Below are 22481 nucleotides of genomic sequence, written 5' to 3' on the forward strand. Positions count from 1 at the left end.
GCTTCGCCGCGCACGATCCCATCAAAAGTGACGCCTTTAAAATCCAGTAATCCTTAAGAATCGGGGTCTGGGGCCTTCGGCCCCAGTGGGTCAAGGGCAAAGCCCTTGCCTGGCTTTTCCCGCCCCCTGCCAAGGAGCCATGATGCCCACCCCGCTCACCGCCGCCGACCCGATCTTCGCGGGCATCGCATCCAGCGTCCCGGCCAGCTTTCTTGCCGATGTGGTCAGTCTGATCAACCGGTCGCCGACGTTGCTCGCCCAGATCGCGCAGCTCGATGCGTTCACGCTTCCCGGCGGCGGCACAGCGCAAATCGCCCTGCAGTCGGGAGCCGGCAATGGCGCGAGCTCGAGCACCCATTCCGCGGTCATCAACATCTCCGCGCTCTCCAGCTACGACGACACCCAGTCCATCGCCCTCGGCGGCAACCTCAATCCCGGCCAAGGCCCGGAATACGTCACCCCTGCCGGCGTCTTCGTCGGCCTCCTGGCCTACGAGCTTGCCCATTGGACCGACGCGCAGCTCGGCCCGATCTATAGCGGCGGCCTGCCCGGCTACACGATCGAGCAGGCGGTGGCGACCGAATTCGCCTCCGAGGGCAAGTCCGCCGACAGCCAATACACCGCAATGATGCAGATCCAGTCGTCGGAGGCCGCAAACCCGGTGCCCTCGGGCATGGCGAACGGCAACATCCTGTTCAACGTCACCGGCGATCCGGCGCAGGACACCAGCCTGCTCGCCCAGCTGGCCGGACTACAGAGCGACGCCGCCATCTCGCTTCTCGGCAGCCAGTTCTGGAATGTGCCGGTCGATGGCGGCAGTTTCCTGAGCACGATGTGGAACGGCTATGGCGCCAGCGGTGCCCGCGACGATCTCGGCATCGCGCTGTCGCAAATCACCGGCTTCTCGGTGCGCGAGAGCAACGGCACGCTCGAAGGCTGCACCATCAACACGCAGGCACCAGGTGGCGCGGCCCTGAGCACCGTCATTACCAGCCCGACACCCGGCCAGCAGCAGGCCCAGATCATTGACAGCGCCCTTGGCAGCGCCACCGGCAACCTGCTGGCCACGGTCAATACCGTCATCGATGCCGGCACCGGGCAGATGCAGCTCAGCCTCGCCGCCCACGACTACTCCTTCGCCGTCCCAGCCGGCAGTGTGGCGCTCGGCGTGACCGGCGACAACGACAGGCTGTTCGGGAGCTCGGCCAGAAGCGACCTGCAGGTCGCACTCTCCGGCACCCACGCGCTGGTCTGCCTGCAGGCGGGCAGCAGCACGATCACCGGCGCCAACGCCACCACCACGGTATTCGGCGGCGCCAGCGACGTAACCTACGCCGGCGGCGGCGGCATCCTGGTGATGGGCGTCGGAGCTGCCACGGTGACCGGCGGCCCGCGGGAAAGCGTGTTCGGCGGCGCCGGCGGCATCACCTACCAGGGCACCACGGAGTATGCCGACGTCATCGGCGGCACCGGCTCCTGCACCATCCGCGCCGGCGCGGGCGGCGGCTGGTATGGCGGCGGCAGCCTCGGCCACAATGCACTGTCGGCAACCGGCGCCGGCACCGTGCTCGACGCCGGCGGCAACAACGACACCCTGACCGGAGCCGCGGGCGGCGGCGCCTACCTGATCGCCGCCGCCGGCAACGAGACCCTGCGCGGCGGCAACCAGACGGGCGATACGCTCTTCTTCCTCGGCGCCGGCGCCGACCTGGTGCAGGCCGGACACGGCGGCTCGGTCATCGTCACCGGCAACGGCACCGCCACGATCGACGGGGGCGGCGGCTGGGACCAGGTCTGGGGCGGCACTGGCGGGCCTGATCAGTTTGTCGCAGGCTCTGGCGGTGTGCTCGCGATCAGCGGCTTTCGCTCGGGCATCGACCATATTTCGGCTGGCGGCCAGCATGTCACCGCCACGTCCGAAGGCGGCGCCGGCACCGTGTTCGCCCTGTCGTCGGGTACCACGATCATCCTTGCTGGCGTCGCGGTTCAGGCCGGAGGCGCGTTTTCCTGAGCCGGCGCCGGCTATCGCCGTCTGGTCTTGGGCTGGGCCAGCGCATGCGCCGCTTGCAGCGCCGGAGCGAGCGTCGCTTCATCCACCGCGTGCAGGTCGCATCGCCTCGCACCCATACGCGAAATGCTTGCGGCTCCAGCCGAGGTCGCGAGCGATCTCGGCAATGCCGCACGCCGGTCGTGCCCGCAGCATCTCCAGGCCGTAGAGCTGCCTTCGATCCAGCGCCATGGCGCGCCCCAGCTGGCGGGCAAGAGCATCGTCGAGCAGGGTCGCCCGGCTCGCGCGGGGTCCGGCGCCTCGCACGGACGCGCGCCGGCGGCAAACGTCTCGCCGGGTTGCAGCCGAAGCACCAAGCCGTCGCCGCCCGTGATTCAGCATTCCGGCAAAGCAGTACGGGTTGTCGGGTTCGAACAGATCCCAGCACCTGAGGTCGCGCAGGGCGTCGTGGCCGGCACCTCGACTCCGATCAGATCGAGCGCTTCGTCGGCAAGGAAGCGCGCGACCTCAAGCAGCGTCACCGCCTGTTCATGGACATGGGTAGGGGTTGGCCTCGTATCGCCCGGCCACGGCGCGGGAGACCACATCCTCGATGGTCGTTGCGCGCGCGATCGTCGTGAAGGCAGCAGCCCGTCATCGAGCGCGCGAAGCACGATCTCGCCTGCGAGGGCGACGATGCGCCTGATCGGACGCAGCGTTTGCCGATCAACTTATGAGCATCTGCGTCCAACAAGAAACCACGCCGGCTCGCTGCGTTTGACGCGTTATCGCGCATTTATAGAAGGGGCAGTCATGGACTGGAAACTCGTGCTGTCAATGTTCACGTTTGCGGCAGTCTTGGCCGTACTTTTCTGGATATTGTTCTCCACGCTGCGTCACAGGCGGCCCGGCGCGAAGGTGAAAGGCATAGGCGGTGTGAACGATCCGATGGCCGGGTCGACCGACCAAGTCCGAGACCCGGACAGTATGCGCGCCAGCTTGCACGCCGGTTCGAAAAGTCCCGGGTCAGCTCCCCCAAAAGGCGGAAATAATCTTGCGCCGTGAGCCTGACGGCCGTGCTGACGTATCTCAGACCTTGAGTTCCGGCTTTCTGATCCAGAGGTTCAGCATTCCGGCGAAGCAGCGCGGGTGTGCGGACTCGAACACATCCCATCGCCTGAGGTCGCGCTGCGAACCAGGGGCCTGGGACGCATCGAAGGCAGCCTGGATCGACGCCGGCACCTCGACACCGATCAGCGCGAGGGACTCCTCGGCCAGGAAGCCCACGACCTCGGGCAATGTCACCGCCTGCTCGTGGACGTGGAACAGCAAATCCCGACAGCCGCTCATCGAAAAGAAGTCCGGGCTGGCGGCGAGCCGCATCGCCCAGTCGTCGGGCAGTGCCGCGAGCTCCTGGCGGCAGGCGCGTATCCCTGCCTCGCTGTCGTTGTAGCTTCGTTGCGCGATCCATGCGCGCGCGCGACGGACGTCGTCGCGCCCACGCACCGTGTAGAGCAGGACGTTCATTACCCCACCGGGTCGCAGCAACGCCAGCAGGCTGCGCCATCCCGCCCACGGATCGGCGAGGTGATGCAGCACGCCACCGACGCTGATCATGTCGAAGCTACGGCCGAGCGAGTCCGCTTCTATCAGATCGGCCTGCACATAGCTGATGCCGCTGGCGCCGAGTGCCGCGGTCATGCGTGCGGCATAGGCCAGGCTGGCCAGGCTCAGATCGATGGCGAGCACCCTGGCGCCGGCAAAGCCCCGGACCGTTTCGATGGCCGCCAGACCGGTGCCGCAGCCGGCGACCAGCACATCAAGCACGGCGCTGCCGGCGCGTGCCGTCACTGGAGCCGTCGGGAACCGCCCGCGGAGCCAGTCATCCAACGCGATCGGCTCCATTGCATCCGCGGACTTCACCCAGCGTGGATAGGGGTTCGCCTCGTATTGACAAGCGACAGCGCGGGAGACCGCATCCTCGATGGTCGTCGCGCGCGCGATTGTCGCGGCAAGCCTGCGCTCCTCCGCCGGCTCCGCGACCTGCTGGGTCAGAAGTGCTACGAGCGGATCGGGCCAGCGGTACGACAGCAACGGCTCAGGCCGGTTCAGGCGATCGAGCGGCCGATACATGGCAAGTGCTGCCAGCATCGTCTCCGACGGCGGCAGCCCGTCATCGAGCGCGCGAAGCACGATTTCGCCCAGGGCCTCGGCGTCGCGGGACTCTTCCACCGAGCAGGCCCATGCGTATTCATTGATGAAGCATTGCCGCGCCAGGCGGCAGGCGAATGCCAGCGTCTCCGGCGCCATGATGTCCCCCGACATCGCCGCGCCGAGCAGGATGCGCCGCTCGTCCGTCAGCGCCCGCTCCGCCGCGTGATGCGTCAGCACCGCCAGCTCCAGCAGGCGGCCAAGCAGCGCGTCGCGTGAATTGAACGGCACGCGCAGCGCAATCAGGTCGCAGATCACGCCCGCCAGATCCTGAGGTCGTGTCCACCGCTGCACAAGCGCGCGGTCCAGGGCGTCCCGCAAACCGGGCGCCTCGCCGGTCAGCCGCGCGACCCTGGCGCAATCGACGAACTGCACACGCAGCAGCAAGGTGTCGGCATGACGCAGCGCCTCGCAGGCCGCCTGCAGGCCGGTCTCCCAGGCCTCCGCCGCGATGCACCGGTCGATCAGCCCCTCGTGTGCCGCGGCAAGACGCGGCTGCAACGCGACGGCGCGGGCAAAGGCGTCCGCTGCCTCCGGCGCACCGGTCGCCGCGAGGGCCGTGCCGATGCCGTGATAGGCCTCGGCCATGCGCCCGTCATGGCGCAGCGCCGAGCGGTAGATCGCCGCGGCCTCGACGGGGTTTCGCACGCCCATCAACGCATTGCCGAGATTGAGCAGCGTCATCGCACTTGGGTGAAGCTCGGCGGCGCGACGATAGTGCCGCTCGGCGAGGCCAGCCTGTCCGAGCGCGCGATAGGCTCCGGCCAGTCCGTCGTGCAGGGCGGCCGCGTTCGGGGCTACCGAAACGGCACGGGTGAAATGCGTCAGTGCGTCGTGCGGCCGATCCTGCTGGGCCGCGATCCATCCACGCATATGCAGGGCGCGCACCTCGAACGGGGCTTGCGCAAGCAGGCGCGCGCAGGCCGCATCGGCTTCGCGCAGGCGGCCTTTGCTGCGATGGCCCTCGGCCAGCGCCAGCAGCGGTGCCACACCGGCACCCGGCGCCGCGCGGGCAGGCCGCTCATTACGATTCATGATAATGCAGATCCATGATGCCGCTCAAACCGTCACGTCTCGTCATTGCCGCCCTGGCCATCCTGTGCGCTGCCTTGGCGGTGTTGGCGCCGCGCAGCGATATCCTGACCACGATTACGATCAAGGCACCACCCGCGCGGGTCTGGGCGGTACTCACCGACACCGCATCCTATCCAAGATGGAACCCGATGATCGCGGGCCTCAAAGGCACTCTCCTGGCCGGTGCGACCATCGAGAATATCGAAGGCTATGGCGCCGAACAGGTGATCTTCTGGCCGCGGGTGCTGGTCGCGCGGCGCGATCGCGAACTGCGCTGGCGCGGTCGGCTTTGGGGTCTGCCGCTGCTGTTCACGGGCGAGCATTATTTCCTGCTGCAGCCGACTTCGGCAGGCACACGGTTCACGCAGGGCGAACATTTCACCGGTGCCCTGCTGTGGGTGTTCGATCCGCGTGATCTGGTGCCGGCGTTCGAGGCCATGAACACGGCGTTGGCGGCACGCGCCGAGGCAAGGTAAGGGTTGCCAGCGGTGCCAGAGCAGGAGGACCGGAATGGACGTGCGCGCGGCGGTGGCATTCGAGGCAGGTGAGCCCCTGCACATCGAGACGGTGCAGCTCGAGGGCCCACGCGAGGGCGAAGTGCTGGTCGAGATCAAGGCCACAGGCATCTGCCACACCGACAAATACACGCTCTCCGGCGCCGATCCGGAAGGGCTGTTCCCGTCGATCCTCGGCCATGAGGGGGCCGGCGTGGTGGTCGAGGTCGGGCCCGGCGTGAGTTCGCTGCGGCCCGGCGATCACGTGATCCCGCTCTACACGCCGGAATGCCGCCAGTGCAAAAGCTGCCTGAGCCGCAAGACCAATCTCTGCACCTCGATACGCGCCACGCAAGGGCGCGGGCTGATGCCCGACGGCAGTTCGCGGTTCTCGCTCAATGGCAAGCCGTTGCTGCACTACATGGGCTGCTCGACGTTTGCGAACTATACCGTGCTGCCCGAGATCGCGCTGGCCCGCGTCCGCCCTGACGCGCCGTTCGAGACGATCTGCTATATCGGCTGCGGCGTCACCACCGGCATTGGTGCCGTGCTGTTCACCGCCAAGGTCGAGCCCGGCAGTACGGTGGTGGTGTTCGGCCTCGGCGGCATCGGGCTGAACGTGATCCAGGGTGCGCGCATGGTCGGTGCCGGCATGATCGTCGGCGTCGACGTCAATCCGGCGCGCGAGGCGATGGCACGCCGTTTCGGCATGACCCATTTCGTCAACTCCAAGGACACCCTCGATCTGGTTGGCCATCTGGTCGAGCTGACCCGCGGAGGTGCCGATTATTCCTTCGAGTGCGTCGGCAATACCACGTTGATGCGCCAGGCGCTGGAATGCGCGCATCGCGGCTGGGGGGTGGCGACCATCATCGGCGTTGCGAGCGCCGGCCAGGAAATCGCCACCCGTCCGTTCCAACTCGTCACCGGACGACGCTGGATCGGCTCGGCCTTCGGCGGTGCCCGCGGCCGCACCGACGTGCCGCGAATCGTCGACTGGTACATGGACGGCCGCATCAACATTGACGACCTGATCACCCATAAGCTGCCGCTGGAGCGGATCAACGAGGGCTTCGATCTCATGACGCGCGGCGAGAGCATACGCAGCGTCGTGGTGTACTGAGCGATGCCGCTGACCCCGCGAGCCGAGCATGCCTGCGCCGGTGGCCGTGTCGGTTTCTACAGCCGGCACTCCGAAGCGCTCGGCCTGGAGGCGCGGTTCGCGCTGTTCCTGCCGCCGCAGGCCCTCGCCGGCGCGCGGGTGCCTGCGCTGTATGCGCTGGCCGGGCTGACCTGCAACGAGGAGACCTTCCTGACCAAGTCCGGGGCATTGCGCCATGCCGCGGAACACGGCCTGGCCCTCGTCGCCAGCGACACCAGCCCGCGCGGCGCCGGCATTCCCGGCGAGGATGCGGCGTGGGATTTCGGCCTCGGCGCCGGCTTTTATGTCGATGCCACCGAAGCCCCCTGGTCGTCGCATTACCGCATGGCGAGCCATGTCGCGCATGAACTGCCGGAATGGGTGGAAGCGTCGTTCCCGGTGGCAGGCGACCGGCGTGGCATCATCGGGCACTCGATGGGTGGCCATGGCGCGCTGGTGCTGGCGCTGCGCGAGCCCGAACGCTGGCGCTCCGTCTCGGCGCTGGCGCCGATCGCCAATCCGGCGTCCGTGCCCTGGGGCGAGAAGGCCTTCGCCCACCTCCTCGGCCAGGACCGCGCGGCTTGGGCCGAACACGACGCCAGCCTGCTGCTGCGCGCCGGCCGCACCCACCCCGCAACGATCCTGGTCGATCAGGGCGAGGCGGATGCGTTCCTGTCGGACCAGCTCCATCCAGAGGCGCTCGAAGCCGCCGCCGCCGCCGCCGCGCAGTCGCTGACCCTGCGCCGACATCCCGGCTACGACCATTCCTATTGGTTCATAAAGACGGTGATCGCGGACCATATCGCGCATCACGCGGCCGCGCTGCGGCGCTGAGCAGGCCGCTCGTCGCATCCTGCAAAAAACCACACTCTGTAATCGTGTGTATTGCGTTCTATCGTGCCCTGTCGTGTATTATGCTCTTCGTGTGATCATTACGGCGGGCGGAGGGCAGTGCCATGCCAACAGCATTGGACGCCAGTCTGCACATCAGCGCCTTCGAGAACGATCAGACACTGATCACTCTGCGACGAAAACCGATCAGCCGATTTCAGTGGTCTTCCGTCATGGTTGCGACACTCGTCATCATCGGCCTGACCGCGAAAGTCAGGGCTCAAATGTCGCCGCCGGGCACAGGCTCTTCGCGGCTGCCCACGATTTCGCCAAATCCGCGGCAATCACCGCGGTTGCAGGTGCAGCCGCAGATCAATGCCCTGCCGGAGGGCTTGCACAACCCGCCCAAGGCGCAGGCGCCAGCGGAGATCCACACGGGCGATTGGGGCGTGTTCAACCGCGACGGCGGCTCCGCCGCCGGCTTCGGGCCGGTCGCACGTTACGGTACCGACCCGTCAGCGGAAGATTGGAGCTTCCTGCACGACCCCATTCTGAGCAAAGACGTCTTCGATCCGCTGAAGTTCATCCCTCTGAATGCCCGCAAGAGCATCTATCTCACCTTGAGCGGCGACGAGCGGCTGAAGAACTGGCTCGAGACCCGACCTTTCCTTGGGTTCCAGAAGCCCCGTGATTCCGGACGCATGACAATGCGGGGCCTCTACGGCGCCGACCTGCATCTCGGCCCGTGCTTTCGCGTTTTCGCCGAGCTGCTGAATGGCGACGCGGCAGGCTGGAACGCCTACGGCTATAACGCAACCTATCGTACGCGGCTCGACCTGGAGCAGCTGTTCGGCGAGGTCACGGTGCCTTTGGCAGGAGCGAAAACCGGCCTGAAGTTCGGCCGTCAGATGTTCCTCGACGCCCCCGATTACGTGCTGTTCGCGCGCGAGACCCCGAACGTGCCGCTCTCCTGGAACGGCGTGCGGGGATACGCGATCTGGCCGCGCGTGCGCGTCGATCTGTTCGACTTCGTGCAGACCAACACCAATCCGACGCCGCTCTTGCGCGACAACGAGAACTGGAACGCACGCCTGTTCGGCGGTTATGAGAGCTGGGTGCCCCCGGACTTCGATTTCCTTGGCCGCCCCGGCCATGTGTTCGTGGACTTCTTCTATCTCGGCTATGAATATGGCGGCACCGCCGCCGCGATCCCGAGCGCAACCGGCACGGCGTCCGGCTCGACCTTGCGCCATAATTACGGCACGCGGACCTGGGGGAAGGCGGGCCCGATCGAGTTCTCCCTCGGCGGTATCTATCAGGGCGGTCAGTTCCGCGATGCCCGCGGCAGCGAACCCCGAGAGGTCAGCGCCTATTCGATCAACACCGTGCTCGGCTACCGCTTCACCGGGATCTACACGCACCCGCTGCTGGCCCTGCAGAGCGACCTCTACTCCGGCGGCGACGACACCAGGAAGACAGGTCGCGTCGGCACCTTTGCAGCACCCTATAATCCGAGCACGAACTATCTCGACACCACGACCTATCTGGCCCCCTCGAACCTGATCGATACGGGTCCGGTGCTGGAGATGGCGACCAGCCGCACCACGCTGCTGCGGGTGAAAATCCCGGTGTTCTGGCGCGACAGCACTAACGACGCGGTCTATGGCGCAAGCCGGATCTACGCTTTCCCACGCGACGACAACGGCGGCTTTGTCGGCGTGACGCCGCAGGCCAGCTTCGCCTGGCGGATCACACGACATCTGTCCTGGACCAACGATCTCGCGCGCTTTTTCGCCTCGCGCGCGCTCAAGGCCGCCGGCGCCTCGAATGGCACCTACTCTCTCTCGACGCTCGACTTCCGGTTCTGAGTGTCCCGGCTACGGTCGATCCCTGTGCGCCGGCACCGATCCGCACCGAGAAGAGGCTGACAGGTGAGTGTCAAGCGTTTATACTGTCATTCGCTCCGGAGAAAATTGACGCGTGACGCCTTTACCATGCGGTTCCGACCTGAGGTTGGCGCATTCGTGAAAGCGCAGGCGAGCGCCGGCAACCGCCGCGTGACCAATTTCGTCGAAACGCTGCTGCTGCGGGAAAAGGCTTGCTTCGAGGAAAGCCAACCTCAGCTGACCGTGCATGCGGCCGCCGAACTGTTGCGTCACGAGCGGCACGATCTGGTGCGCGACACGGACGAGGCCGACGTGGACTATGCGGCGCGTCGAGATGTGTTCGACGCACTCATCCGCTGTTCGACCCACAAAATCCATTCTACAGACCAGGGCTGGATCGCAGGCACTATGCAGAGCTATGGCCTTTCGGGGAGCCTTTTCAAGTGAGCTGAGCGTCGGCGCTACGGGCGCCAGACCGCGCGATAAAGGTCCACGATCTCGGCGGCGTCCGGGACGCGCGGATTATTGGCGGGACTGCCGGAGGCCAGCGCCTGCTCGGCCATCAGGGGCAGTCGTGACTCCCATTGTTCGGCGTCGATGCCGAAAGCCGCTGGTGTCGGCACGCACAGGTCGCGGTTGAGTGCGTCGAGGCTGCTGGCGAGTTGCGCCGCCGCCGTCTCATCCGAGGCGTTGGTGTCGGCGAAGCCGATCTGTCGCGCGGCCTCGGCGTAGCGGGCGGGGGCGTGCGCAAGCCCGTAGCGTGTCACCGTCGGCAGCAGCATGGCGTTGGACAGCCCGTGCGGCACGTGGAAATGCGCCCCGATCGGTCGCGACATGCCATGTACCAGCGCCACCGAGCTGTTGGAGAAGGCAAGCCCGGCCAGGGTGGCCCCGGTCATCATCGCCTCGCGCGCGGCGCGATTGCCGGGCTCGGCGAAGGCGGTGCGCAGGTTCGCGCCGATCAGGCGCATCGCGGCCAGTGCCTGGGCATCGGAATAGGGGTTGGCGTGGCGCGAGACGTAGGATTCGAGGGCATGCGTCAGGCTGTCGACGCCGGTATCGGCGGTGACCCGCGGCGGCACCGTCAGCGTCAGTTCGTAATCGACCAGGGCGGCGAGCGGCTGCACCGCGAGGCCCGCGATCAGCATCTTCTCGTGCGTTTCGGTGTCGGTGATGACGGTAAAGCGGCTCACCTCGCTGCCGGTGCCGGCCGTCGTGGGGATGGCGACGAGCGGAAGTGCGGCCGCGTCGTTCAGCACCGGCACCTTGCGCGCGCGCAAGGTGCCGCCGGCGGCGAACAGAATCGCCATCGCCTTGGCGGTGTCGATCGGCGAGCCGCCGCCGAAGGCAATCAGGCAGTCATGGTCGCCCGCTTGCAGGATCGCGACCCCGGCCGCCACCACCTGGTCGGTGGGCTCGGGCACCGTCTCGCTGAACACCGCATACGCGGTCCCGGCGGCCGCGAGCGGTGCCGTGGCGCGTCCGAGCAGCCCGGAGCTGACCATATAGGGATCGGTCACCAGCAACGGCCGGCGCAGCGACAGCTTGGCGAGCACGCCCGCCAGGTCCCCGACGCAGCCGCCGCCGATCAGCAGCAGCCGCGGTGAGACGATGCTGAGGGTCACGACGCCTTGTGCATCGCCATATGGCCGGTGTGGAGCTGGGCGCGCGCCTCGCCGTTTGGATTCGCCTGGGTATGCAGGTTGACATAGACCAGGCCGTGTTCGAGCGCGTGTGTCTGCTTGGCGCTCAGATCGACGCTTCCGGTGATCGGGCTGTCATAGGGCTTCTCGATCGGGATCATCACGCCGGCATTATGCCCAAGCTTGGCGGGGCCGTGGAAATGCGCTGCGACCACCGGACCCGACAGACCGCCGTAGGTGACTTTGAAGTCCAGCTTGTGCGTGTGAGTGTTGAAGCTGCCGGTGACGTCGCCGGTCGGCTGCGTGGTCACGCCGGCGTCGGCAATGAAGGTGCCCATGACCTTGAGCTCTTTGGCCGAGGCGGCTCCCCCGAGAGCGACGGTGAAGCCGGCGGCGAGAAGCAGGCGCCGGGATAGCTGGGACATGTCACGCATTCGAGGCATTGTCGGTTCCTTGACTACGTCCCCAGCAGATGCAGCACGATGTCGCGCCGGTGCGGAGAGCGTCGATGTTCGAACAGATACACCCCCTGCCAGGTTCCGAGCACCGGCTCACCGCCTGAGACGGGGATCGTCAAATGTGTGTTGGTCAACATGGTGCGAAGGTGCGCCGGCATGTCGTCGGGGCCTTCATCGTCATGGATGTAGCGGGCGCGGTCCTCGGGGACCAGGGTGGCAAAGAAGCGGGCGATGTCCTCGCGCACCGCCGGCGAGGCGTTTTCCTGGACGGTCAGCGATGCCGAGGTGTGCCGGCACCACAGCGTCAGAAGTCCGGTCTCGATGCCCTGAGCCGCTGTCCACTCCAGCACCGGCCGAGTGATTTCGGTCAGACCCTGACCGCGCGTGTCGATGCGCAGGGTGTGCAGGGCCTGTCTCATTTCAGGAAGCCCACGATGCGCTCGGCCTCGGTGACGATCGGCTCGGCCAGCGCCTGCGCCCGCATGGCACCGTCGCGCAGGACGTGGTCGAGATGCTCGGGATCGGCCAGCAATCGCCTGGTCTCGTCGGCGATCGGCGAGACCGCGTTGACCACGACCTCGCTCAGCGCTGGCTTGAACGCACCGAAGCCGCTGCCGCCATGCGCCTCCAGCACCTGCTCGAGGCTCGATCCAGTAAGGGCTGCGTAGATCTCGACGAGGTTGCGCGCCTCCAGCCGTCCCTCCAGGCCAGTGGCTTCGCGCGGCAGCGTCTCCGCATCGGTCTTCGCCCGTCTGATTTTGAGTGCGATGGTGTCGGCGTCATCGGTCATGGTGATCCGGCTCTGCTCGGACGTGTCGGACTTGGACATCTTGCGGCTACCGTCGCGCAGGCTCATCACGCGCGCGGCACCCGTCGGGATCAGCGCCTCGATTTCGGGGAAGAAGTCGACCGCGTAATCGTGGTTGAACTTCTGGGCGATGTCGCGGGCGAACTCGAGATGCTGGCGCTGGTCGTCGCCGACCGGCACCCTTGTTGCATGATAGGCGAGGATGTCGGCCGCCATCAGGTTGGGGTAGACATAGAGTCCGGCGGACGCCGCCTCGCGGTCCTGGCCAGTCTTGTCCTTGAACTGGGTCATGCGCCCCAACCAGCCGAGACGCGAGACGCAGTTGAAAATCCAGGCCAGCCGCGCATGCGCGCTGACCGCGGACTGGTTGAACAGGATGTGGCGGCCCGGGTCGATGCCCGATGCGATCAGCACCGCCGCCTGCGCCCGGGTCTGCGCGCGCAGTGCCGCGGGATCCTGCCACACCGTGATCGCGTGCAGGTCGACCAGGCAGAACAGGCAGTCGTGGCCGTCCTGTAGCGCCACCCAGTTGCGTATGGCGCCGAGATAATTGCCGAGATGCGGAATGCCGGAGGGCTGGATGCCGGAGAAGACGCGCTGCATTCAAAGCTTGTCCAACCTGCACCGGCTTCGGGTCAAGCCTTGCAACCATCGGGAGCGTTCTGAGTTGGCATGTCTTCGAGACAGGAAGAGCAAACGCCGATGAGAACCACCGCCTCCGCTGCCATCGGCCTGGGCGTCATGCTCGCACTCGCCGCCTGCGAGTCGCACGAGGGTCCGGCCGAAAAGGCAGGGTCGAGCATCGACAATACCCTGCACCCGGGACCCGCGCAGAAGACCGGGCACACGATCGACAAGGCGCTCGGCGGGTAGCGCCGGGCGCGGTGCCTACAACGCGCCGCCGCGCCGTCCCGCGGACGCGGCCAGCCGCAGCCTGAGCGCGTTCAGCCGGATGAAGCCCTGCGCGTCGACCTGGTCGTAGGCGCCCTGGTCGTCCTCGAAGGTGACCACGCGGGTATCGTACAGGCTGTTCGGGCTCTCGCGACCAACCACGATGACGTTGCCCTTATAGAGCTTCAGCCGCACCCGGCCGGTGACGCAGGCCTGGCTTGAATCGATCAGCGCCTGCAGCATCCGCCGCTCCGGGCTGAACCAGAAGCCGTTATAAATCAGCTCGGCGTAGCGCGGCATCAGGCTGTCCTTGAGATGGCCGGCGTCGCGGTCCAGCGTGATGCTCTCGATGGCGCGGTGCGCGGCGAGCAGGATGGTGCCGCCTGGCGTCTCGTAGATGCCGCGCGACTTCATGCCGACGAAGCGGTTCTCCACCAGGTCGAGCCGGCCGATGCCGTTCGCGCGTCCCAGTTCGTTCAGCCGGGTCAGCAGCGACGCCGGCGACAGCGCCTGCCCGTCGATCGCGACCGCGTCGCCATGGGCAAAATCGACGCTGATCTCGGTGGCCACGTCCGGGGCCGCCTCGGGGCTGATGGTGCGCTGGAACACGCTCTCGTCCGGAGGGACGGCCGGGTCCTCAAGGATTTTACCCTCCGAGGAGGAGTGCAGCAGGTTGGCGTCGACCGAGAACGGTGCCTCGCCGCGCTTGTCCATCGAGACCGGGATCTGGTGCGCCTCGGCAAAGGCGAGCAGCTTCGTGCGGCTGGTCAGGTCCCATTCGCGCCAGGGTGCGATGACCGTCACATCCGGCTTGAGTGCGTAATAGGCGAGCTCGAAGCGCACCTGGTCGTTGCCCTTGCCGGTCGCGCCGTGTGCCACGGCATCGGCGCCGACCTGCTCTGCGATCTCGATCTGCCGCTGCGCGATTAGCGGACGCGCAATGGCGGTGCCGAGCAGGTATTGGCCTTCGTAGAGCGCATTGGCGCGGAACATCGGAAACACGAAGTCGCGCACGAAGGTCTCGCGCAGGTCGTCGACGAAAATCTCGCGCACCCCGGCCTGTTCGGCCTTGCGACGTGCCGGCTCGAGCTCCTCGCCCTGGCCCAGATCAGCCGTGAAGGTCACCACCTCGCAGCCGTAGGCGGTGCGCAGCCAGCGCAAGATCACGCTGGTGTCAAGGCCGCCGGAATAAGCGAGCACAACTTTCTTGATCGTCCTGACGGCCATGATCGTCTCTCCAGTAAGCCGCCGTAGCATCCGCATTGCGCGCGCGCCTGCAAGACCGCGCTTTTGTGAGACGAGTCTCAAGCAACCGGCAGGGCCGCGCGTCGGTTGCGGGATTGTTCCTGCCAAGGCCCGCTCATGCTTGCACCGTTTCCAACGACGCCGCGTTTCGTGGTGGCCATTCCCGCGCGTAACGAAGTGGCACGGCTGGAGGCCTGTCTGCGCGCACTGGACAATCAGCGCGGCGCTGCCTGCGATCATGTCGTGCTGCTGCTTAACAACTGCACCGACGACAGCGCCGCCCTGGTCGAACGGCTGCGGCCGCGTCTGGGCTTCGACCTGACGCTCGAATGCCGCGACTTCCCCTCCTGCGAGGCCAATGCCGGCCATGCACGGAGTCGCGCGATGACGCTGGCGGCCGCGATCGCGGGACCGGCCGGCATCATTGCCACCAGCGATGCCGATGGCGTCGTGGATCCCGATTGGGTCGCCGGCAACGGTGCCGCGTTCGCGCTCGGCGCCGAGGCGGTGTGCGGCCGTGCCATCATCGATCCCCTGGAGGCGCTACAGGTCGCGCCGGCGCTGCACGCGGACGACGCGCGCGAGGTCGCCTATGCCGGACTCCTCGACGAAATCCACGGCCGCGTCGATCCCGACCTGGCGGACCCGTTGCCACGTCATTGCGAGCATTCCGGCGCCTCCATCGCGGTCACCGTTGCCGCCTGGGACCGGGCCGGGGGCATGGCGCCGCTGCCGACTGGCGAGGATCGCGGCTTCCTGCAGGCGCTGCGACGGGTTGATGCGCGTATCCGTCATGCACCGGATGTGCGGGTGACGGTCTCTGGCCGTCTGGAAGGCCGCGCGGCCGGTGGCATGGCCGAGACGATGGCGCGTCGTATGATCCGCCAGGATCCGTTCCTCGACGAGGCGCTGGAGCCGGCCCTGCTTTGCCTGCGCCGGGCGGAGCTGAGGGCCCGCGCCCGTGCCTCGTGGACGCGACGCCATCACCTCTCCGCCGCCTGGCAGGAGCCCGTGCGCGGTCTGGCGCGTGCGGCGGCACTCGACGAGTCGGTCTTGCTGGACTGGCTCAGATCCGCCTATTTCGGCGAGGCCTGGGCAGCCATCGAGGCGGCGAGCCCGCTGCTCGCGCGCGTCGCGGTGCCGCGCCGTTCGCTGGCACGGGAGGAAGCCGCCGCCCGGCAAATCCTTGCGCGGTTCACCGCGATGCCGGTGCACGATGCAGACGATCGAGCCGGTAGGACGGTCGGTGCAGCGGCGCATCTGGCGTAAAGCCGACCGCCGCATCACGGAACAAGACGGCCGCCTCGTCTCCGGTGGTGGGCGTGTCGGTCGGTCCGGTCCAGTTCACCAGCAGGATCATGCAGGTCTCGGGCGCGCCCTCGACACAGCGATGCGCCAGGGCGGCGATGTCGTCGGGGCAGAGAAAATACAGCAGCTCGGACATGACGATGAGGTCGAAGGTGCCGGCCGGCCAATTTATGGCCCAGTCCTGGGGCAACATGGCGCGCCGGAACGCGACATGGTCCAGTCCGGCGCATCGGGCCTCGGCCTGGCCGATCGCGGCCGCCGCCGCATCCAGCCCGAGCAACCGGTCGCAGCGCGGCGCCAGCAGCCGGCTCAGCACGCCGATCGAGCAGCCGCATTCAAGCACGCACTCGAAATGCCGATCGTCGAGCTGTTGCAGGGTGTCGGCATATTTCGCCTGTTCGTACGGACTGGTCTCGAAATTCCAGGGGTCGTCGCACGCGGCGTAGAGCCGGTCGAACACCTCCGCCTTCCAGCTCTGCCGGCTCATCGTGCCTCCAGGTAGGTCTCGCGCGGCTGCTCGAACACCGACAGCAGCGCCTCCGGCAGTCGGAAGCCAGACGGGTCGTCGTCGATCATGTTGGTATATTGCGACGCGTGCAGCCGGATCGCCGCCGCCTTGCGCGGCAGATGCCGGGTAATGTCGAGCGAGAAGCCCGCGACTGGCGGCGTCTCGTCGACTGATGTCGCGCCCTCGATCAGCCAACCCCAGACCGGGTAGGAGAGCAGCCGCGCCCCTAGGCCGTCGGCAACGCGGCGCGCCATCAACTGCACCGCCTCATGGTCGCAGTGCGGATCGCCCAGCCAAGGCGCCAGCAGCGTGTCGCAGGCCGACGCGCGCAAGGCGATCGCGCGGCAGGCGGCCTCGAACGCGTCACCCTCGCGCGGTGCCGCGGTGTCGCGCAGCCGCAGGAAGCCGAGGCAGGGGTCCGGCAGGCCGAGGACGGCCGTGGCGGCCCGTGCTTCGTGCTCGCGCAGCGCGCGCAGTCGCGAGGGAGGCCAGGTGGCTGAGTTCGGATGCGAGCCGGTGCCGTCGGTGACGATCACCACCAGTGGCGGGCGCCCGCGCGCGCAGAGCTCGGCGATCAGGCCGCCGCAGCCGAGCGTCTCGTCGTCGGCGTGCGGGGCCAGGATCATCGGCCGCGACGATGTCAGCAGCCTCTCGTCCGCGGCCTGCGGCAAGGCGCGCCAAGCGGCGTGCAGCGCGTCCGCGCGCATCATCGCACGGGCGGCATCGCGCGGCCGCTGAACCAGCCGGCGGCCTCGGTGAGGGTCTCGTCCGGCGCGGGCTGGCGTAGATAGGTGGCGAGATCACGCATCACCCGTTCGGCTGGATTGTCGCACAGGAACCCGGCGAGCCCGAGGCCGCGCTGCACCAACCGGATCACGTCGAGGGCCGCGACTTCGGCCGCGATCCGCGCGAGCCCGACCATCGCCACGATGTCGCCCCCCTCCATGCGGCCTCGCTCCATGCTGCCACCTTCTGCCGCGTCGGCGGCGCGGGCTGCCCACATCGCGGCGGTCTCACGGGCGATCAGCGCCTCGCCGATCCTGGTCAGCTGGTGCGGGTCGTCGGCGCGCCCGCGCGCGCGTAGCTGCTCGCAAAGCAGCGCCACCAGCCGGTCGACGCCGCCAAGTGCTACGGCAATGCCGCGCCAGGCGCCGGCGGAGAACTCCGGTTGTCGCAGATAGTCGTCGGGTCCGCCGATTAGCGCCTCCTCCTCCAGCCGGATGCCGGTGAAGTCGCAGCGGCCGGTGCAGGCCGCGCGCATGCCGTGCAGGCCGCCGAGGGTCGGATCCGCCCTGCGGTCGTCGCCCAGCGGCACGATCGCCATACGCTCCGCGCCGTCATGCAGGGCGGTGACCAGGGCACGGGTGACATGCAGCGCGCCGGAGGCGAAGCGCTTCTCGCCCTCGAGCAGGCCATCGCGCAGCAGCCGCAGTGGCGCGTTGCCGCCGGTCACCCAGATGCCGAACAGATGTCCCGCGCGCGCATCTCCTGCCGCACGGCGAAGCTGTGCGGCGCTGCCATAGACGGCGATCAGCCGAAGCGCGTTGACGTGGCCTTCGTAAAGCCGCCCGACAGCGAGGCTGCCAGCTCCGATCAGGCGCAACACAGCCAGCAACCGGCCAGCGGCAAGGCCCAGGCCGCCGAGCTCCGCCGGCAGCGTCGCGACCATCGCACCGGTCTCGCGCAGCACGGCGAACGCGTGTTCGGGGAAGCCGCCCTCACGATCGAGCCGGTCGGCCTCCGACTCTATCGCCGGCAAAGCCTCCGCCAGATCTTCGAGTAGCGCCTTGCTCACCGACGCATGGCCGAGACGGCAAAGCCCAGCGCCATCGCGACATAGGTCCCGGCCATTGCGCGCTTGCTCAGCACGAACTCCCAGCCCGGCGTGAAGCGCTTCGGTGTCGCGCCATAATCCGCCACGACCGCGATGGCAGAGAGTGCCAGGGCATCGCGCGTTGCCGTCCATGGCGTGCGCGGTCCGCGCCAGGCGATCCAGGCCTCGAAGAACACCGCCCAGAAAAACGTCGCGGCGTGATGCGTGGCGTAGCCGACGCCGGTATGGGCCAGGTCGAAGCCGGTGACGGCGGCGGCCGGCTCGCCGTTTCGCCAATGGCTGGTGGCATTGACCGGCTGCAAGGCGCCTTTGCCCTCGACGTGCGCCAGTGCCGCGAGCGCCACACTCGAGGTGGCACTGGCAACGGTGCTTGAGACGACGGCGAGGCCGAGAATGCGGGACCAGCGAGCCAAGGCCATCTCCAACACGGCGGGAGCGGTGCCAACGTGGCGGCGCGAGGCGCGTTCCCGCTCAGGCGCCCCGCTTAGGCAACCGTCCGCGCGCGTCGGCTCTCGGTGCGCAACTGGCCGCAGGCGGCGAGGATGTCCTGGCCGCGCGGGGTGCGGATCGGGGCGGCGAAGCCCGCCTCCGTGACGATCCGCGCGAACCGGTCCAGCCGCTGGCGGGTGGAGGGCAGATAAGTGCTGCCCGGCCAGGGATTGAACGGGATCAGATTGACCTTGGCCGGGATGCCGGCGATCAGACGCACCAGGGCGCGCGCCTCGGCCTCGCTGTCGTTGACGCCGCGCAGCATCACATATTCGAAGGTGATCCGGCGTGCGTTGGAGCTGCCCGGGTAGCGTCGGCAGGCGCCGATCAGCTCGGCGATCGGGTATTTGCGGTTCAGCGGCACGATCTCGTCGCGCAACGCGTCGTCGACGGCGTGCAGCGACACCGCCAGGTTGACTCCCAACTCCGCACCGCAACGGTCCATCATCGGCACCACGCCGGAGGTGGAGAGCGTGATCCGCCGACGCGACAGGCCTAGCCCTTCGCCGTCCATGACGATGCGCATGGCGGTCGCCACGTTCTCGTAATTATAGAGCGGCTCGCCCATTCCCATCAGCACGATGGTCGAGAGCAGGCGCGGCGTCTCGCCGGCCGGGCTCGGCCATTCGCCATAGGAGTCGCGCGCCGCCATGAACTGGCCGACGATCTCGGCCGGGCCCAGGTTGCGCGCCAGCGGCTGGGTGCCGGTATGACAGAACCGGCAGGAGAGGGTGCAGCCGACCTGGCTGGAGATGCAGACAGCACCACGATCCTCCTTGCGGTCTGGGATATAGACCGTTTCGGCCTCCTGGCCGTCGCGAAAGCGGAACAGGAACTTGCGTGTGTTGTCGGCACTGGTCTGCACGGCACTCGCCTCGGGCCGGCCAATCACGAACTGCTCCGCAAGGCGCGCCTGCAACGGACGCGCGATCGAGCTCATCGCGCCGAAATCGGTCACCCCCTGGTTATAGATCCAGTGCCAGATCTGCTTGGCGCGGAACGGCTTTTCGCCGAGTGCGGCCAGCGCCTCGGCTAGCGCTTCGCGGCTGAGGCCGACGATCTCGCGACGCCCGTCCGCCAGCACAGCCGGAGGCGGCGCGAACAATGCGGTCTTGGCCAGGATGCGGACCCGCTCCGCGTCGTTCAGGGTGTTGTCGAGCGGCGGCTCGCCTAAAATGTCGTTCAGCATCGGCGCGTGCATAGACCTTTTGCGGTGCCGAATCTGCGATCCCGAGGTGAAGAAACTGTGATCCTGGTCCCCGCCTGGCGCAGGTCATGATGGCAAATCCGCCACGGGAATGCCACGTTCATCCTGTCCACTTCAGTGGTGTCTCGCGAGGCTTGCCATGGATGACCTTGAGTATGTCGCCAAGCTCCAGGAGCTTGACCATCTGCTGAACGACCCGGATATCGACGTGGAGCCCGCGCATATCTGGACCTTGCTCGCCGAGGTCTCGCACCACGATCTGCAGGCCATCCAGGAGCCGCCGCTCACGCCCTGAATGCTGCGATCAGGAACTCGCGGTTACCCTCCGGCCCGGTGATCGGGCTCGGCTCGATCCCCCCAACCGACCATCCGGCAAGCCCGGCCCACCAGGCCTGGATGGTCTCGCACACTTGGGCGTGGACAGTTGCGTCGCGCACCACGCCCTTGGCGCCGATGGCGGCCCGGCCGGCCTCGAATTGCGGCTTGATCAGCGCCACCGCCCAGGCGCCGGGCGCGCAGAGCGCCAGCCCCGCCGGCAGAATTGTGCGCAAACCGATGAAGCTGGCATCGCAGACCAGGGCATCGATGCGGTCCGGGATTTGGCCGCTGTCGAGCGTGCGGGCATTGACCCGTTCCAGCACCCTGACCCGCGGATCGCCGCGCAGCTTCCAGGCGAGCTGGCCGTGGCCGACATCGACCGCGTGCACCCGGGCGGCACCCCGCGCCAGCAGCACGTCGGTGAAGCCGCCGGTGGAGGCGCCGATATCGAGGCAATGCCGCCCCTCGGGCGACAGCGCGAAATGCGCAAGCGCGTGCGCGAGCTTGCAACCGCCGCGCGATACCCAGGGGTGGTCCTGGCCACGCAGGCTGAGCGGCGCGTCCGCGGCGAGCAGATCCCCGGCCTTGGCCACGCGACGCTCGCCGCTGAACACCAGGCCGGCCAGGATGACCGCCTGCGCGCGCCCACGGCTCGCCACCAGGCCGCGCTCGACCAGGAGCTGATCGCAACGCAGCTTCAGTGCCGACGCTCCACCACGTAGCGGGCGAGGGCTCGCAGCCGCGCCGCCGCTGAGCCGAAGTCTCCGAGCCGTTCCGCCGCGCGCGACGCCAGCCGTTCCGCCGCCGCGCGCGCGCCCTCGACGCCAAGCCGGGCGACATAGGTGGATTTCCCGACCTGCGCATCCTTGCCGGCGGTCTTGCCGAGTGCCGCGGCGTCGGCGGTGGCGTCCAGCACGTCGTCCGCCACCTGGAACGCCGCCCCCAGATCGGCGCCGTAGCCGGCGATCGCGGCCCGTTCCGCCGCGGCGGCACCCCCCAGGATCGCGCCCGCCTCGGCGCTGTAGCGGATCAGCCGGCCGGTCTTGAGCGCGTGCAGATGCTCGATCTCGGCGAGGTCCAGGTCGCGCCCTTCGCCCAGCATGTCGATCATCTGCCCGCCCACCATGCCGGCGGCCCCGGCCGCCTCGGCGAGGGCTGCCACCAATGCGATGCGCACCGAGGCCTGCCCGTGGGTGCGCGGATCCGCAAGCGTGCCGAAGGCCAAAGTCTGCAGCGCATCACCTGCCAGGATCGCGGTGGCTTCGTCGAAGCGGATATGCGCGGACGGCTGGCCGCGTCGCAGCGCGTCGTCGTCCATCGCCGGCAGGTCGTCATGCACCAGCGAGTAGGCATGCAGCATCTCGACCGACGCCGCCACCCGCAATGCGCCCTCGTCATCGGCGCCGAACAAAGCGGCGACCTCGCACACCAGAAAGCCGCGCAGCCGCTTGCCGCCGCCAAGTGTTGCGTAGCGCATCGCCTCGAGCAGCCTCGCCTCGGGTCCCGCCAACGGCGCCAGCAGCGTGTCGAGCGCGCGCTCGATGGCGCCGGCGCGTTCGGCCAGCGCGTCCTGGATGCTCATGCGAGAGGTCGCAACTCGGTCGTGCCGTCGGCGCGCTCGACGATCGCCTGTACGCGCGCCTCCGCTTGCGCCAGCTTGGCCTCGCAATGCCGTCGCAGCACCGCACCGCGCTCGTAGCAGGTGATCGCATCCTCCAGCTTCTGCTGGCCGCTCTCCAGCCCGCGGACGATCTTCTCCAGTTCCGCGAGCGCATCCTCGAATGAGAGTGACGTCAGCGATTCCGCCATGGTTAAGCTCCGCATGTTGCCGTGCCGGGTCGGGATACCAAGCCGCCGGCCCGCATGAAAGTGGTCATGCCGACGCGTCGGGCTCCGCACGGCGGCGAATGACGAAGCTGAACACGCCCGCTTCCTCGCCGTGCGCAAGCAGCGCGTGCCCGGTCTCGCGGCAGAAAGCCTGGAAGTCCGCGACGGAGGCCCGGTCCGTCGCCAGCACCCGCAGCAACGCGCCGGGCGCCAGGCCGCGCAGCGCCCGATTGGCGCGCAGCACCGGCAGCGGGCAGCTTAGCGCTCTCGCATCGAGCAGGCTCTCGTGCATGCCGCCCTCTTCTCCGTGACTATTCCGGG

The 22481-nt window shown here is 68.0% G+C and carries 27 protein-coding genes; 10 read left to right on the forward strand and 17 right to left on the reverse strand.

Going from position 1 to position 22481, the window contains the following annotated elements:
• The first annotated feature begins 139 nt into the window (after positions 1-139).
• Entirely contained in the window at positions 140-2011 is a 1872-nt protein-coding gene (locus ACQY4K_RS19180) for a hypothetical protein (protein ID WP_428391790.1), read from the forward strand.
• 78 nt (positions 2012-2089) lie between these two features.
• Here the strand turns inward: ACQY4K_RS19180 and ACQY4K_RS19185 are convergent, their stop codons facing one another.
• Together ACQY4K_RS19185 and ACQY4K_RS19190 are read right to left on the reverse strand one after the other, a co-directional pair.
• Positions 2090-2314: a hypothetical protein gene (locus tag ACQY4K_RS19185; RefSeq protein WP_428391791.1), complete on the reverse strand. Its 225-nt coding sequence runs from the start codon at positions 2312-2314 to the stop codon at positions 2090-2092.
• 68 nt (positions 2315-2382) lie between these two features.
• Positions 2383-2529, reverse strand: a complete 147-nt coding sequence (locus ACQY4K_RS19190; protein WP_428391792.1) for a hypothetical protein — start codon at positions 2527-2529, stop codon at positions 2383-2385.
• 154 nt (positions 2530-2683) lie between these two features.
• On the opposite strand from ACQY4K_RS19190, the gene ACQY4K_RS19195 reads away from it, so the two are divergent.
• Complete coding sequence (locus ACQY4K_RS19195; protein ID WP_428391793.1) at positions 2684-3052, forward strand: hypothetical protein; 369 nt, start codon at positions 2684-2686, stop codon at positions 3050-3052.
• 24 nt (positions 3053-3076) lie between these two features.
• On the opposite strand, the gene ACQY4K_RS19200 is transcribed toward ACQY4K_RS19195, so the two are convergent.
• Positions 3077-5233: a methyltransferase gene (locus tag ACQY4K_RS19200; RefSeq protein ID WP_428391794.1), complete on the reverse strand. Its 2157-nt coding sequence runs from the start codon at positions 5231-5233 to the stop codon at positions 3077-3079.
• A 14-nt stretch (positions 5234-5247) separates the two neighbouring features.
• On the opposite strand from ACQY4K_RS19200, the gene ACQY4K_RS19205 reads away from it, so the two are divergent.
• From ACQY4K_RS19205 to ACQY4K_RS19225, 5 genes are all read left to right on the forward strand, one after another.
• Positions 5248-5748 carry an SRPBCC family protein gene (locus ACQY4K_RS19205; protein ID WP_428391795.1) on the forward strand — a complete coding sequence of 167 codons (501 nt, stop codon included), beginning with the start codon at positions 5248-5250 and terminating at the stop codon, positions 5746-5748.
• A gap of 34 nt (positions 5749-5782) precedes the next feature.
• Positions 5783-6889, forward strand: a complete 1107-nt coding sequence (locus ACQY4K_RS19210) for an S-(hydroxymethyl)glutathione dehydrogenase/class III alcohol dehydrogenase (RefSeq protein ID WP_428391796.1) — start codon at positions 5783-5785, stop codon at positions 6887-6889.
• A 3-nt stretch (positions 6890-6892) separates the two neighbouring features.
• Complete coding sequence (gene fghA, locus ACQY4K_RS19215) at positions 6893-7741, forward strand: S-formylglutathione hydrolase (protein ID WP_428391797.1); 849 nt, start codon at positions 6893-6895, stop codon at positions 7739-7741.
• A gap of 122 nt (positions 7742-7863) precedes the next feature.
• Positions 7864-9606, forward strand: a complete 1743-nt coding sequence (locus ACQY4K_RS19220; protein ID WP_428391798.1) for an alginate export family protein — start codon at positions 7864-7866, stop codon at positions 9604-9606.
• A gap of 105 nt (positions 9607-9711) precedes the next feature.
• Positions 9712-10071, forward strand: a complete 360-nt coding sequence (locus tag ACQY4K_RS19225) for a hypothetical protein (protein WP_428391799.1) — start codon at positions 9712-9714, stop codon at positions 10069-10071.
• A gap of 14 nt (positions 10072-10085) precedes the next feature.
• On the opposite strand, the gene ACQY4K_RS19230 is transcribed toward ACQY4K_RS19225, so the two are convergent.
• From ACQY4K_RS19230 to trpS, 4 genes are read right to left on the reverse strand one after another with little or no spacing between them, the layout of a single operon-like run.
• The gene (locus ACQY4K_RS19230) at positions 10086-11249 is read right to left on the reverse strand and encodes an iron-containing alcohol dehydrogenase (protein ID WP_428391800.1); all 1164 of its coding nucleotides are present in this window, start codon (positions 11247-11249) and stop codon (positions 10086-10088) included.
• Entirely contained in the window at positions 11246-11692 is a 447-nt protein-coding gene (locus tag ACQY4K_RS19235; RefSeq protein WP_428391801.1) for a CHRD domain-containing protein, read from the reverse strand. Before ACQY4K_RS19235 ends, ACQY4K_RS19230 begins: the two co-directional genes overlap by 4 nt.
• A 32-nt stretch (positions 11693-11724) precedes the next feature.
• Positions 11725-12144: a secondary thiamine-phosphate synthase enzyme YjbQ gene (locus ACQY4K_RS19240; RefSeq protein ID WP_428391802.1), complete on the reverse strand. Its 420-nt coding sequence runs from the start codon at positions 12142-12144 to the stop codon at positions 11725-11727.
• Positions 12141-13136 carry a tryptophan--tRNA ligase gene (gene trpS, locus ACQY4K_RS19245; protein ID WP_428391803.1) on the reverse strand — a complete coding sequence of 332 codons (996 nt, stop codon included), beginning with the start codon at positions 13134-13136 and terminating at the stop codon, positions 12141-12143. Before trpS ends, ACQY4K_RS19240 begins: the two co-directional genes overlap by 4 nt.
• 99 nt (positions 13137-13235) lie before the next feature.
• On the opposite strand from trpS, the gene ACQY4K_RS19250 reads away from it, so the two are divergent.
• Positions 13236-13406, forward strand: coding sequence for a hypothetical protein (locus ACQY4K_RS19250; RefSeq protein WP_428391804.1), 171 nt, complete (start codon positions 13236-13238; stop codon positions 13404-13406).
• A gap of 15 nt (positions 13407-13421) precedes the next feature.
• Here the strand turns inward: ACQY4K_RS19250 and ACQY4K_RS19255 are convergent, their stop codons facing one another.
• Positions 13422-14651, reverse strand: coding sequence for an argininosuccinate synthase (locus ACQY4K_RS19255; RefSeq protein ID WP_428391805.1), 1230 nt, complete (start codon positions 14649-14651; stop codon positions 13422-13424).
• Positions 14652-14786: 135 nt separating this feature from the next.
• Between ACQY4K_RS19255 and ACQY4K_RS19260 the strand changes: the two genes are divergently transcribed.
• Positions 14787-15938 carry a glycosyltransferase gene (locus tag ACQY4K_RS19260; protein WP_428391806.1) on the forward strand — a complete coding sequence of 384 codons (1152 nt, stop codon included), beginning with the start codon at positions 14787-14789 and terminating at the stop codon, positions 15936-15938.
• Here ACQY4K_RS19260 and ACQY4K_RS19265 read toward each other — a convergent pair.
• The 5 genes from ACQY4K_RS19265 to rlmN all read right to left on the reverse strand — a co-directional run bounded on the left by ACQY4K_RS19265 (position 15865) and on the right by rlmN (position 19997).
• The gene (locus tag ACQY4K_RS19265) at positions 15865-16464 is read right to left on the reverse strand and encodes an SAM-dependent methyltransferase (protein ID WP_428391807.1); all 600 of its coding nucleotides are present in this window, start codon (positions 16462-16464) and stop codon (positions 15865-15867) included. The two genes, ACQY4K_RS19260 and ACQY4K_RS19265, sit on opposite strands and share 74 nt — an antisense overlap.
• A complete protein-coding gene (locus ACQY4K_RS19270; RefSeq protein ID WP_428391808.1) occupies positions 16461-17195 on the reverse strand; it encodes a PIG-L deacetylase family protein in 735 nt (244 codons plus the stop codon). The genes ACQY4K_RS19265 and ACQY4K_RS19270 overlap by 4 nt, the downstream gene beginning before the upstream one ends.
• On the reverse strand, positions 17192-18280 hold the full coding sequence (locus tag ACQY4K_RS19275; protein WP_428391809.1) for an acyl-CoA dehydrogenase family protein: 1089 nt from the start codon (positions 18278-18280) through the stop codon (positions 17192-17194). The genes ACQY4K_RS19270 and ACQY4K_RS19275 overlap by 4 nt, the downstream gene beginning before the upstream one ends.
• Positions 18277-18732 carry a hypothetical protein gene (locus ACQY4K_RS19280; RefSeq protein WP_428391810.1) on the reverse strand — a complete coding sequence of 152 codons (456 nt, stop codon included), beginning with the start codon at positions 18730-18732 and terminating at the stop codon, positions 18277-18279. Before ACQY4K_RS19280 ends, ACQY4K_RS19275 begins: the two co-directional genes overlap by 4 nt.
• Positions 18733-18803: 71 nt before the next feature.
• Positions 18804-19997 carry a 23S rRNA (adenine(2503)-C(2))-methyltransferase RlmN gene (gene rlmN / locus ACQY4K_RS19285; RefSeq protein ID WP_428391811.1) on the reverse strand — a complete coding sequence of 398 codons (1194 nt, stop codon included), beginning with the start codon at positions 19995-19997 and terminating at the stop codon, positions 18804-18806.
• A 157-nt stretch (positions 19998-20154) separates the two neighbouring features.
• Between rlmN and ACQY4K_RS19290 the strand changes: the two genes are divergently transcribed.
• Positions 20155-20310 (forward strand): peptide chain release factor 1, encoded by a 156-nt coding sequence (locus ACQY4K_RS19290; protein WP_428391812.1) that lies wholly within the window; start codon positions 20155-20157, stop codon positions 20308-20310.
• Here ACQY4K_RS19290 and ACQY4K_RS19295 read toward each other — a convergent pair.
• The 4 genes from ACQY4K_RS19295 to ACQY4K_RS19310 all read right to left on the reverse strand — a co-directional run bounded on the left by ACQY4K_RS19295 (position 20300) and on the right by ACQY4K_RS19310 (position 22452).
• Positions 20300-21034, reverse strand: a complete 735-nt coding sequence (locus tag ACQY4K_RS19295; RefSeq protein ID WP_428396223.1) for a TlyA family RNA methyltransferase — start codon at positions 21032-21034, stop codon at positions 20300-20302. The genes ACQY4K_RS19290 and ACQY4K_RS19295 overlap by 11 nt on opposite strands.
• Positions 21031-21915 carry a polyprenyl synthetase family protein gene (locus ACQY4K_RS19300; RefSeq protein WP_428391813.1) on the reverse strand — a complete coding sequence of 295 codons (885 nt, stop codon included), beginning with the start codon at positions 21913-21915 and terminating at the stop codon, positions 21031-21033. Before ACQY4K_RS19300 ends, ACQY4K_RS19295 begins: the two co-directional genes overlap by 4 nt.
• Entirely contained in the window at positions 21912-22142 is a 231-nt protein-coding gene (locus ACQY4K_RS19305; RefSeq protein WP_428391814.1) for an exodeoxyribonuclease VII small subunit, read from the reverse strand. Before ACQY4K_RS19305 ends, ACQY4K_RS19300 begins: the two co-directional genes overlap by 4 nt.
• A gap of 64 nt (positions 22143-22206) precedes the next feature.
• The gene (locus tag ACQY4K_RS19310; protein WP_428391815.1) at positions 22207-22452 is read right to left on the reverse strand and encodes a sulfurtransferase TusA family protein; all 246 of its coding nucleotides are present in this window, start codon (positions 22450-22452) and stop codon (positions 22207-22209) included.
• Between the last annotated feature and the right edge of the window lie 29 nt (positions 22453-22481).

The organism is Lichenicoccus sp. (genome assembly GCF_965276875.1).
In the GTDB taxonomy this organism is placed as follows: domain Bacteria; phylum Pseudomonadota; class Alphaproteobacteria; order Acetobacterales; family Acetobacteraceae; genus Lichenicoccus.

Excerpts from the sequence above, each read along its gene's own strand:
- ACQY4K_RS19255 (WP_428391805.1), bottom strand. The coding sequence starts at position 14,651 with ATGGCCGTCAGGACGATCAAGAAAGTTGTGCTCGCTTATTCCGGCGGC.
- ACQY4K_RS19235 (WP_428391801.1), bottom strand. The coding sequence starts at position 11,692 with ATGTCCCAGCTATCCCGGCGCCTGCTTCTCGCCGCCGGCTTCACCGTC.
- fghA (WP_428391797.1), top strand. The coding sequence starts at position 6,893 with ATGCCGCTGACCCCGCGAGCCGAGCATGCCTGCGCCGGTGGCCGTGTC.
- ACQY4K_RS19305 (WP_428391814.1), bottom strand. The coding sequence starts at position 22,142 with ATGGCGGAATCGCTGACGTCACTCTCATTCGAGGATGCGCTCGCGGAA.
- ACQY4K_RS19250 (WP_428391804.1), top strand. The coding sequence starts at position 13,236 with ATGAGAACCACCGCCTCCGCTGCCATCGGCCTGGGCGTCATGCTCGCA.
- ACQY4K_RS19265 (WP_428391807.1), bottom strand. The coding sequence starts at position 16,464 with ATGAGCCGGCAGAGCTGGAAGGCGGAGGTGTTCGACCGGCTCTACGCC.
- ACQY4K_RS19195 (WP_428391793.1), top strand. The coding sequence starts at position 2,684 with ATGCGCCTGATCGGACGCAGCGTTTGCCGATCAACTTATGAGCATCTG.
- ACQY4K_RS19220 (WP_428391798.1), top strand. The coding sequence starts at position 7,864 with ATGCCAACAGCATTGGACGCCAGTCTGCACATCAGCGCCTTCGAGAAC.
- trpS (WP_428391803.1), bottom strand. The coding sequence starts at position 13,136 with ATGCAGCGCGTCTTCTCCGGCATCCAGCCCTCCGGCATTCCGCATCTC.
- ACQY4K_RS19210 (WP_428391796.1), top strand. The coding sequence starts at position 5,783 with ATGGACGTGCGCGCGGCGGTGGCATTCGAGGCAGGTGAGCCCCTGCAC.
- ACQY4K_RS19300 (WP_428391813.1), bottom strand. The coding sequence starts at position 21,915 with ATGAGCATCCAGGACGCGCTGGCCGAACGCGCCGGCGCCATCGAGCGC.
- ACQY4K_RS19270 (WP_428391808.1), bottom strand. The coding sequence starts at position 17,195 with ATGATGCGCGCGGACGCGCTGCACGCCGCTTGGCGCGCCTTGCCGCAG.
- ACQY4K_RS19200 (WP_428391794.1), bottom strand. The coding sequence starts at position 5,233 with ATGAATCGTAATGAGCGGCCTGCCCGCGCGGCGCCGGGTGCCGGTGTG.
- ACQY4K_RS19260 (WP_428391806.1), top strand. The coding sequence starts at position 14,787 with ATGCTTGCACCGTTTCCAACGACGCCGCGTTTCGTGGTGGCCATTCCC.
- ACQY4K_RS19205 (WP_428391795.1), top strand. The coding sequence starts at position 5,248 with ATGATGCCGCTCAAACCGTCACGTCTCGTCATTGCCGCCCTGGCCATC.
- ACQY4K_RS19310 (WP_428391815.1), bottom strand. The coding sequence starts at position 22,452 with ATGCACGAGAGCCTGCTCGATGCGAGAGCGCTAAGCTGCCCGCTGCCG.
- ACQY4K_RS19240 (WP_428391802.1), bottom strand. The coding sequence starts at position 12,144 with ATGAGACAGGCCCTGCACACCCTGCGCATCGACACGCGCGGTCAGGGT.
- rlmN (WP_428391811.1), bottom strand. The coding sequence starts at position 19,997 with ATGCTGAACGACATTTTAGGCGAGCCGCCGCTCGACAACACCCTGAAC.
- ACQY4K_RS19290 (WP_428391812.1), top strand. The coding sequence starts at position 20,155 with ATGGATGACCTTGAGTATGTCGCCAAGCTCCAGGAGCTTGACCATCTG.
- ACQY4K_RS19180 (WP_428391790.1), top strand. The coding sequence starts at position 140 with ATGATGCCCACCCCGCTCACCGCCGCCGACCCGATCTTCGCGGGCATC.